The following is a 227-nucleotide window of genomic DNA, read 5'->3' as shown; positions in this document are numbered from 1 at the left end:
ATCACTTGCTGCGGAAGATCGACGCAGCCATTGATTTCAAGAAGATCTACGAATTTGTAGAGGATCTGTACTGCGAGGACAACGGCCGTCCAAGCGTAGACCCGGTGGTACTGTTCAAAATTGTTCTGATCCAGCATATCTATGGGATTCCTTCGCTCCGCCGAACTCTGGAAGAAGTGAGCATGAACCTGGCATACCGGTGGTTCATTGGATATCCGCTGAATGAG

Annotated in this window: 1 protein-coding gene; it reads left to right on the top strand. The window is 49.3% G+C overall.

Translation table 11 applies throughout. The features are described 5' to 3' along the window. The coding region (locus tag PH256_RS15240; RefSeq protein ID WP_270914835.1) for a transposase at window positions 1-227 on the top strand (227 nt) is incomplete at both ends.

Source organism: Allofournierella sp. CML151 (assembly GCF_027853465.1).
Taxonomy (GTDB): domain Bacteria; phylum Bacillota; class Clostridia; order Oscillospirales; family Ruminococcaceae; genus Allofournierella.
This window is presented reverse-complemented; position numbering and strand designations above follow the sequence as displayed.